This window comes from Nostoc sp., from assembly GCF_035638895.1.
Classification (GTDB): Bacteria; Cyanobacteriota; Cyanobacteriia; order Cyanobacteriales; family Nostocaceae; genus Nostoc.
Genome location: NZ_DASQZC010000248.1, coordinates 1 through 9,844, shown reverse-complemented (window position 1 = coordinate 9,844; position 9,844 = coordinate 1). Strand labels below are relative to the sequence as shown.

At 42.9% G+C, this 9,844-nt stretch carries 10 protein-coding genes; 4 read left to right on the top strand and 6 right to left on the bottom strand.

Annotated elements, in window-relative coordinates; genetic code table 11:
* Positions 1–866: amidohydrolase family protein (locus tag VE944_RS12035; protein WP_324977132.1), on the bottom strand; the 866-nt coding region annotated here is incomplete at its 3' end.
* 368 nt (positions 867–1,234) lie between these two features.
* Here VE944_RS12035 and VE944_RS12030 point away from each other — a divergent pair.
* Positions 1,235–1,444 carry a hypothetical protein gene (locus VE944_RS12030; RefSeq protein ID WP_094352741.1) on the top strand — a complete coding sequence of 70 codons (210 nt, stop codon included), beginning with the start codon at positions 1,235–1,237 and terminating at the stop codon, positions 1,442–1,444.
* A 110-nt stretch (positions 1,445–1,554) separates the two neighbouring features.
* On the opposite strand, the gene VE944_RS12025 is transcribed toward VE944_RS12030, so the two are convergent.
* Entirely contained in the window at positions 1,555–1,854 is a 300-nt protein-coding gene (locus tag VE944_RS12025; RefSeq protein ID WP_324977124.1) for a hypothetical protein, read from the bottom strand.
* 252 nt (positions 1,855–2,106) lie between these two features.
* On the opposite strand from VE944_RS12025, the gene VE944_RS12020 reads away from it, so the two are divergent.
* Positions 2,107–2,355 carry a hypothetical protein gene (locus VE944_RS12020; protein WP_324977121.1) on the top strand — a complete coding sequence of 83 codons (249 nt, stop codon included), beginning with the start codon at positions 2,107–2,109 and terminating at the stop codon, positions 2,353–2,355.
* Between the two features lie 85 nt (positions 2,356–2,440).
* A complete protein-coding gene (locus VE944_RS12015; protein ID WP_324977138.1) occupies positions 2,441–2,722 on the top strand; it encodes a PIN domain-containing protein in 282 nt (93 codons plus the stop codon).
* Between the two features lie 214 nt (positions 2,723–2,936).
* Here the strand turns inward: VE944_RS12015 and VE944_RS12010 are convergent, their stop codons facing one another.
* Positions 2,937–3,251, bottom strand: a complete 315-nt coding sequence (locus VE944_RS12010; RefSeq protein ID WP_324977118.1) for a threonine dehydratase — start codon at positions 3,249–3,251, stop codon at positions 2,937–2,939.
* Positions 3,252–3,712: 461 nt separating this feature from the next.
* On the opposite strand from VE944_RS12010, the gene VE944_RS12005 reads away from it, so the two are divergent.
* Positions 3,713–5,998 (top strand): glycoside hydrolase family 10-like protein, encoded by a 2,286-nt coding sequence (locus VE944_RS12005; protein WP_324977115.1) that lies wholly within the window; start codon positions 3,713–3,715, stop codon positions 5,996–5,998.
* 91 nt (positions 5,999–6,089) lie between these two features.
* On the opposite strand, the gene VE944_RS12000 is transcribed toward VE944_RS12005, so the two are convergent.
* The 3 genes from VE944_RS12000 to mnmG are packed head-to-tail and all read right to left on the bottom strand — an operon-like array spanning position 6,090 to position 9,598.
* Positions 6,090–7,445, bottom strand: coding sequence for a hypothetical protein (locus VE944_RS12000; protein ID WP_324977113.1), 1,356 nt, complete (start codon positions 7,443–7,445; stop codon positions 6,090–6,092).
* A 60-nt stretch (positions 7,446–7,505) separates the two neighbouring features.
* Entirely contained in the window at positions 7,506–7,628 is a 123-nt protein-coding gene (locus tag VE944_RS11995; protein WP_263983699.1) for a hypothetical protein, read from the bottom strand.
* Positions 7,629–7,675: 47 nt separating this feature from the next.
* A complete protein-coding gene (gene mnmG, locus VE944_RS11990; protein ID WP_324977135.1) occupies positions 7,676–9,598 on the bottom strand; it encodes a tRNA uridine-5-carboxymethylaminomethyl(34) synthesis enzyme MnmG in 1,923 nt (640 codons plus the stop codon).
* Positions 9,599–9,844 lie beyond the last annotated feature (246 nt).

Below are 9,844 nucleotides of genomic sequence, written 5' to 3'. Positions count from 1 at the left end.
AGACGCACATTGTGCAATCCAGCATTATCGGTACAGATAGCAATATCTACCCCAGCTTCAAAACAACGGTCAAAAACTAATTTGAGTTGACGGATATCCTGCAAAGTACCAGTTTTCAGGTAAGTTGTGGGGCAAACCTCTAAACACTGTCCGCGTTTAGCCACATCATTAAGTAACTCTGGATACAGTAGGGGAATTTGGATGCCGTGACCGATTCGCATGAGATAGGGTAACAGTTCAGGGTAACAGCCAGCAGTGGTTTCATATAGATGTCCGGTGGTCTTAACGCCCTGCGATCGCGCATAATCATATAAGCTAATCCATTCTTCTAAGCGATCGGCATAATAGCTATCACCCCCCGCTACATCCACTGCACAGACATACTGCTTATTTTGTGCCGCCAAATCAACAATCGCCTTGTTCACCTCATAAGGTAGGCGCGTGTGCATACAGAGAATTTGGCTAGTAACAATAGGATATTCTGGCTGTTGGCTAGCAAGTCCTACTACTTCCACAATTTCTGTCATCTTGTCAATTCTTTCGGATTGACTCAGATGCTCAGGTGTCCGCAAATAGGGAGTGTAGCGCAGCTCTAGATAAGCCAAATTTTCAAAAATGTAAGCACCCCGCACTAAGCGATAGATAAAGTAAGGCAAAGTCTCCACAGTTTGCACACTTTCTACCAGGGTGTGTAATTCTAGATACTCATCCAGGGTGTTGCGTGGACGGGTGTAAAAATCTTCAAATTGTGAATAGTCAGCAAAGCGAGAAATCAACTCCGAAGAATGTCGCTCGAAATATCGCCATAGAACTCTTGGTACGACCGACCCGCCTAGATGTCTGTGTAATTCAGCATATAAAGCCATAGTGGTATTTTTATGTAAAAATTTCATTAATTGTAACAAAAACATAGAAGGAAAAAATTTGGACTCGAAAAAAATTAGCTCCAGAGAAATTGGAGCAGAGGTTTCCCACCATCTGGATTTTTCAGATGAGGCTTCCGGCCTAGAGGCTGCGCGAAGGTGGAGATTTTATCCTTATTTTCTGAAAATCCAGCATTTATATAGCGTTTTGAGCATAAATCAACTTGACATCATCAAGATTAAATTGATAAGATTAAAAACTTTAATTTTTTGTGCTATACTTAAAGAAACATTGCTATTGTTAAAGAAAGCGGAATATAACAATATATTTTTCCTTTAACGAAGCAAATTCCTGGCAAGGTTGGTATTAATTGAAAATTCAAGCGTTGGAAGTCAAGGCTGGCGATCGCATTATTGCTTACTGCAACAACAAAATGCAAACCTGTAAGGTAAAACGCATTTTAGATCCCGGTCAAGCTAATATCACACTATCAGTATTTACATCTGAGAATTATCGCGGTTGCTCAGTTTCATCTATAGTCCGCTTTCAGAGCAACGCCTTAGTTGATTTGGTAAGTTAAAAACCAAGTAAACTTCAATCTCAAAAATATCTCTAGCTATTGTCCAGCCTCAAGCTGGATATAGTTATTTTAAAGGTGCGATGCCTGGGTTTGGCTACGCCTATGTTGTATTAATTCTTGGCTGCTTTGTCTATCTTTTCACTTCCTGGGAGTTCATGTTCAATTAGACCACGGGCGCGATCGCTAACTTCCACTGCCAAAGCATCGTATCCTTTTGATGGGTCTTTTTTGTGCACTTCCATCAGCAGATCGGTGTAGAACTTGTAGTAGTTTTGGACTGAGGCAAAGTAAGAAGCGCGTAGTTCTTTGTTAGCTATTTTGGTGCGTAAATCTTCAATGATTTCAATAGCTGCTTGAATATGTGTTTGGGCTTGTTTTAGATTACCGCGATCGCGTTCTAGAAAAGCCATGTTAAAGAGGGTGGTAGCTTCTCCTCCCTTATCTCCCACTGCACGGCTTTTAAAAAGAGGGGCTAAGAGTCTCTTAAAGTCCCCCTTTTTAAGGGGGATTTAGGGGGATCTAAAAAGTTAGGGGGCTAAACGAGTAGTTTGAAAACACCTGAAGAATATTTATCATGAGGTACAAGAACCCCGACTTTTTTGAAAAGTCGGGGTTCTGGGGATCTGATTGAGCAATGTTCGCTCTACAAAATTTAGAATAAGATGAGGTTTACTAATTCTTTGGCAATGGAAGTTTTAAAACTTACAACTAAAATCGATGAATCAGGATATTTAAATCTTAATGTTCCAACGCAGTTAGCGGCGGTTGAAGTGGACATTGTAGTTGTTTTGAATCCAGTTTCGTCAGAGGAAAAGCAGCAACCTAGTTATGATTTCTCTGATTTGGTGGGGCGATTAACTTGGCGGGGAGATGCGGTAGCAATGCAGAGGAATCTACGCGATGAGTGGTAATCGCTACGTGTTGGATACGAATGCGATAGTAGCTTTGCTTCAAGAAAATTTTCAACTTATTCAATTACTCCAAGATGCTGATTGAATTGGAGTTTCAGTTATTAGCAAAATTGAATTTCTCGCGTTTTCTGGGCTGAGTCAAGAGGATCGTCAGCTTTTTGAGCAGTTTTTGCAACGAGTTGAGGTTGTCAATTTAGTGGCGAGTGATGCTGTTTTGATTAAGAAAATCATTGAAATTCGGCAGCGATATCGGTTGAAACTACCAGATGCAATTATTGCAGCAATGGCGATCCAAAATTCAGTAAGTTTGGTGACTGCCGATCAAGAGTTTGCGAAGGTAACAATTTTAACAGTAATTAATTGGTAGCTCTACCTTTTCCTTGCAGTGCGTAGGCGTAGCCCGTCGTAGACATCGCTCCCAAGCAAAGATCACAACAAGTAAAAAAAAGTCAAATAAAAATTATGTAGCCTGATCGCCGCAATGCTCAAGCGATAAGTAACAGAAAGCTTTGGCTATTTTTTTATCTAAGAGCGATATCTACGATGCTCATTGAGCTTGTTGTTCGCGTGGTGGCTTTTGGTTAGTTCTTTTTCACATCACGAGCCATATTGAGAAAGTAGTCGTCAACTTTGGCATTAGAACGACGGCGGGTAGTGGCGGAAATTTTAGGAGTGTTATCCTGATTCGTTTCAATTTGCTCTTTTGCAGAAGCTTGTTTTATAACTTGCTGCTGCTGATCAGATTCCAAGAAATAACCAGAGCTATTGAATCCAAACAGGTTGCCAAAAAAACCAAAGAAATTTCCAAAGAAATTGGAAACACTTTGGAATAAAACACCAAACAAGCCTTGAATCCGAATGAACAAGTTCCGAACAATTTGAGTTAGACGAAACATAACAGCACCCTCTATGATTGCCTATTATCATTGTGACTTAATTCCAATGGGAGAAATGGTGTTATGCAAAAAATCTACCAGGCATAGGCGTGATACCATTTTGGATTGTGGATTTTAGATTTTGGATTGGAAACCGCTTAGTGTATCTGGGTTTTCTCTGTCCATCTGTCGCAATCATTTTAAAATTGGTATGAGAGCAGCGAAAATACAGCAGATTTAAAGTTGGTGAGGTAGACAAGCTAAGTCTGTTATCCAGGTATACAGCGTGTTTTACTCCTAAATTCTGTATTCTGCTGTATATTACAGGTTACATTTTAAACATTTATACTTGGCACTACTAACCCGATAACTGCGTCAACTATTTTGCAGCTAAATTACTGTATCAGTTTTCCTGGTGCAGCAATTTAATGTTGATATGGAATTAAATATAACCAATTAACCTCATTTAGTAAGCAGAAGTAATGGCAACTCAGTTCTGGGAAAAAAGCATAAAAATTAATGCTACTTTAACTAACTTACTATTTAAGCCTGTGCGTAGAGGCTTACTTTTATGTCGCAGCAAGCTACGTAAAGCGTCTTGTAGTGCGCCTAGTCGCCTTATTCATCAAGGTTGGTGGCTTTTAAGAAAGCGTCTGCTGCCATTATTATGTCTGATATCATTCGTTGCAGTATTACTACTCAACACTTTTGCCCCTGCTGTTGCCCAACTACCTCCTCAACCTCGTCAAGAAATTCGGGGGGTGTGGCTGAGTGGTAACGATTTCAGCGTTTTTAGAAATCGCTCAAAGGTACAAGCAGCCATGAGCCAACTGCGGCAGTTAAACTTTAACACTGTTTATCCAGTAGTGTGGAACGATGGCTATACACATTACCCCAGCGCTGTGATGCAAAAAAAGGGTATTCCCTTCTTTTTCAAGGGAACAGATGGACAAGATGTGATTGCAGACATTATCAGCCAAGCTCGTAGAGAAGGGCTATTAGCAATACCCTGGTTTGAATTTGGTTTCATGGTTCCCCTAACTTCGGAACTTGCATCCCAGCATCCAGATTGGCTGACACAAAAGCGGGATGGGACTCAAACTTCAATTAGTGCTGCGGGTGAAGTAGCGTGGTTGAATCCGTTTCACCCGGAAGTGCAAAAGTTTATCACCGAACTCGTGATGGAAGTCATTACTCAATACGATGCTGATGGCGTTCAATTTGACGACCATACGAGTTTACCTGTGGATTTTGGTTACGATAAATACACAATTAGTCTATATACTCAAGAAACTGGCAATCCTCCCCCGCCCAATCCTCAAGCCCAAGCATGGATAAAATGGCGGGCAGATAAAATCAGCACATTCATGGTAGACCTCTATCAAACTGTGAAAGCCAGAAAACCGAATGCCATCTTCTCAGTTTCTCCTAATTATTATGATTTCGCCTACAAGCTGCAACTGCAAGACTGGCTCAACTGGGTACGGTTGGGTATTGTCGATGAGTTAGTCATGCAGGTGTACCGCAATGATTTAGAAAGTTTTATTGCTCAAATTACCCGCCCAGAAATTTTAGAAACACAAAAAGTCATCCCAACTGGTATCGGTATTATGGCGGGATTGCGAAATCGCCCAGTTTCCATGCCACAAATTCAATCCCAGGTAGAAGCAGCGCAACAACGCGGTTTAGGTAGCGGCTTTTTCTACTACGAAAGCCTTTGGGATATCGCGCCTGAACCAGCTGCACAACGACAGTCAGCATTTGCGGCTCTTTTCCCAAACCCAGCGTTGCGCGACATCTCTCAAAATACACCACGCAAGCCAAGTTTTGATACCATCTCCCTACCTTTATACACAAAACCTTCCCTCGGTCAACGGGTTCGCGGCTATTTTCTAGAAATGGCGATCGCAGGTGGTAAACCAAAGCGTATCTTATTAGATACAGGGTCAGCAGGGCTGCGAGTTCCCAAAGAGTTTTTAGGCAATGCCCCTATTCGCAGAACGGGACAAAATATTAAGGAAGTATTAAGTGATGGTACTATCCTGGAGGGAGAATTAGTTTATACTAACATCCGATTTGGTTTGCTTCCCGCCGCAGAACCCGTTCCGGTACAGATTGTTACTAGTCGCCAATGTACTGCCCAAAAGCCTAATTGTTCAGCAAAGAGTGGTGTGCCATTTTCCGGTATTATCGGTGTCAACTATTTTGAAAAGTCACTTCCTTATAATCCGTTGAGAAAATTACCAGGCAATCTGAGTAACGGATTTATCGTAGTTGGAAATGGTGGTAGTAACAAAAATGGCAGCCTAATTCTCGGTTTAACTGCTGACAATCAAGCAGGTTTCAAAATGGCTGCTTGGAGTAAACAAAGCGAAATTAATGGTGTACCCGGTAATAGATGGGATTCTCGATTGAGTAAAGTTTGTTTAACTCTTACTGGGAGTGCGGCTAAAAATTCTTGTAATGGCACAATGATCGCTGATACTGGAACTATTAATGGGTCGACTGAATTCAAGTCAGCTTCCACAGCAGGTAAACTCAAACCAGGAGTATTGCGCTCAACAAATGCTTTGAAAGTAGCAATTAATGGCATTTTTGATTACAGTCTTACACCAGGAACCCGCGACGGATTTAATCGCTGGAATTTAAGTATCTCGCCACAGGCAGAACTTCCTATATTTGTAAATACTGGCATCGCATTTTTTGATAAATACGATGTCCTCTTTGACCAAGTTAATGGAAGACAGGGTTTTCGGAGTCAGCGGTAAAAGGGAAGTAAAAAGTTGCTCCCTCAACACTAATGATACAGACCACTAATAGTCTATCAAGGGAAGTTTGAGAGGTTTAAACAGCTTATTATTATAATTTCTGCCCTGCGTAAATCGATCGCACTTCGCCGTTACGGCGGATAACGGCTTCACCATTACTCACATCTACTAATGTCCAACCGCTTGAGCCGATACTTTCACCCATATTGATGCGGCGAGTTACGCCATCAATTTTAAATAAAGCGGCAGATTTATTGCCTAACTCAAGTAATCCTTCTAAGGTATTACTCGGAGCATCTGCGATCGCAACTGCCGGATATACTTGTTCTTGGGTAATAGTTGGTTCTGACTCTGGGGCGAGGGCTGCACGTAATGCAACTACTGGTAATGCAGGTAGAGGGCTGGGTGTTTGCCGCACGGTAATCGGTACAGTTTTCGCAGCTACAGGTTTAAGTTCGGGTCTTACAGCCGCAGCTAACATGTTGACACTTACAGGTTTGGCAGCTTGTCGCACTGTATTCAGGGCAGTTTTCACAACATTCGGTTGAGATCCTTGTAACGCACTCGTAACTCGTGGTAAAAGTGTAGGACTACCAGGAATAGCCGGCAGGGCGTAGCGCATTGGCGACGGCGCTTGATAAACGGGAACGTAGATGCGCTCAACAACGCTTCCAGAACGGTTGGGGGCTGGTGGTGTATTGTTAGCTAGAAGTGGAAGTGATGGTATACCAGTTGTTTGCTTGTTACCAAAGGCTACTTGGTTAGTATTTGCCTGACTGGAAAATCTTGAACTGACAGATTTTCGATTGGGAGTTTCTCCTTGCTTATCTATAACTGCCAGCGATTGGAGCATGTAGTCAACCAAATCTGCCTCTATTTCTACTTTTGTTGGCAACTGTGACTGCGGTTGTGGCACTAGAACAGCTGGCAGGGTCAAGTTGTTATTTGATAGATATACGACTCCAGACTGTACCAAGTAGATAGTACCAGCGATCGCCACGCCTAAAGTTGTTCCCACCATCAACAGTTTGCCCAAAGTAGAACTACTTTTCTGACGCTTTCTACTAGCTCTTTTTACGGTGGCAGTGTCAAATACAACGGTACTCAAGTGTTTGTGGTTATCTTGAACAACTGACTGCACTGGCTGGTTCAGTGTGTTCGGTATAATCTGCGGTATCCCCATAACTGTTTGCAGCACATTTTCTGTAGGCGACTGGCGTTGAGCTTGGGGAGAAACCCCAGCAACAGACTGGTTCCATTTGTTCTGCCTACTGTGCCTAACGGTTTGAGAAAGTAGATTACCACTAACATCCAGAATGGAGTCGATATCGGCAAAGAGTTCATCCATTAGACCATCAGCATAGTTTTCTATCGACCAAGGCTCGTTGGCGATTAAGTCTTCTGATGGTTCCGGTACTATGAGACGGGTGCTGGCTTCTTGTAACATAGACTTTCTGGGTTGTTGCTAGGACGAGGAAACGCCGCGCCTACTGCCTGGGAATTAGGATTACAGATAAAATATCCAATCTGCCGTCTGATTGAGACGAGTTGGTTGAGCGTTGGTATTAAAGTCAACTTTAATCTGGGGATTGTTAATGATGCCACTACTAATAGTTATGTCATCTATCATACCAATCTCCCTCCCTACTACTATACTCAGTCTTTATCAAGGTTGTGTTAAGCTAACGCTGGAAACTCAGACTGGCTCTTGGTTCTACGCAATTCTAAATATAATAACAAAGCGTTAACGTCTGCTGGGTTTACGCCACCAATACGTGCAGCTTGACCAAGAGTGAGTGGTTTTACGTGAGTTAGCTTTTCCCGTGCCTCAATGGATAGGGTATCAATTGTTGTATAGTCTAAATCCGCAGGTAACTGGCGGTGCGCTTGGCGGGCAATTTGGTCAATCTGATTTTGTTGCCTAGCAAGATAGCCAGAATACTTGATGTCAATTTCTGCACCTTCTTTCTCAGCGCGGTTGAGGTTGGGGTTTCCAAGGGCGAACCTGTCGAGGTCAACGTAATGGAATCCGGGACGGCGCAGCAAGTCGTTGAGGGTAATTGAACCTTTAATTAATTGCTGGGTATTAGATGCGATCGCTATTCCTATTTCATCATGTTCTTTGACTCGTGTGGCTTGCAATCTTTGCTTTTCTGTGGTAATATTTGCTTGCTTTTGGGTAAATAGATCCCAACGGCGATCGTCAATTAATCCAATTTCCCGCCCCAAGGGTGTCAAGCGTTGGTCGGCATTGTCAGAACGCAATATCAATCGGTACTCAGACCTACTGGTAAGCATCCGGTAAGGTTCGCGCAGGTCTTTTGTACACAAGTCATCAACTAGCGTCCCGATGTAACTTTGCTCGCGGGCAAAGACAATCATTTCTTGAGAACGAGCGTATCGAGCTGCGTTAATTCCTGCTACAAGTCCTTGAGCTGCGGCTTCTTCATAACCTGTAGTACCGTTAATCTGCCCAGCACAAAACAATCCAGCAATCTTCTTAGTCATCAGTGTGGGGTAACACTGAGTTGCAGGTAAATAGTCATATTCCACAGCATACGCCGGACGCAGCATCACACATTTTTCCAAACCGGGGAGAGTCCGCAACATTTGTAGTTGCAAATTCTCTGGTAAGCCTGTAGAAAACCCTTGGATATAAAGTTCGGGTATATCTCGTCCTTCTGGTTCAATAAAGATTTGATGGCTTTCCTTATCGGCAAAGCGGACAATTTTATCTTCAATACTGGGACAATAACGCGGCCCTTTCGCTTCCACCCAACCGCCATAAACTGGCGACAGGTGCAAATTTTCCTGAATTAGGCGATGGGTTTCGGCGGTTGTGCGGGTGATGTAGCAAGGCATCTGTTCCCGTTCTACCCACGCCTCTGGGTCAAAGCTAAACCAGCGTACATCTTCATCCCCTGGCTGGATGAGCATTTTACTATAATCTACTGATCGCTTGTCTACCCGGGCTGGAGTTCCAGTTTTGAGTCTGCCGATTTCAAATCCCAGACGATTTAGGGTTTGTGTCAATCCTTCAGCCGCAAATTCCCCAGCACGTCCGGCTGGCATTGATTTGTTACCAACCCAAATTTTACCTCCCAGGAAAGTGCCAGTTGTCAAGATGACTGCTTTACATTGGAACCCGACACCAAAATAAGTTTCAACGCCGATAACTTCACCGTTAGCGCCCAGCACTAAGTCTGTTGTCATACTTTCGCGGATTGTCAAGTTTTCTTGGTTCTCGACAATATTCTTCATCACTGCTGCATATTCGCGTTTGTCTGTCTGAGCGCGTAATGCCCAAACAGCAGGCCCCCGTGAAGAGTTGAGGATACGTTTTTGTAGGTAGGTGCGGTCTGCTACTTTACCAATTTCTCCGCCGAGTGCATCTACCTCATGAGTCAACTGAGATTTAGCCGGGCCACCCACTGCTGGATTACAAGGTTGCCAAGCGATTCTATCCAAGTTGAGCGTCAATAGCAGGGTACGACAACCGAGGCGTGCAGAGGCGAGAGCTGCTTCGCAACCGGAGTGACCTGCACCGACGACTATGACATCAAAAGCGTCTTGGAATTCAACGGAATTGTGCATGGTCATACTTACAGGATCAGCAAGCTGAGAGTTCTTTTCAATTTTAACTGTTCCAGTGGTTTCATGGATGTAACTTTCTGATAAAAAAGTTATCAAAATTATTAGTACTAAATTAAAGACAAGTTTCTTTTTTTTTACTTGAGCAAGAAGTCAAAAATATAATGTTTTTAAAATTCGTGACAACCTTCCGGGTTGTTTATAAAAACTATTGTTCACATATTTAGCCATTAGCATCCATTTAACTGACTAATA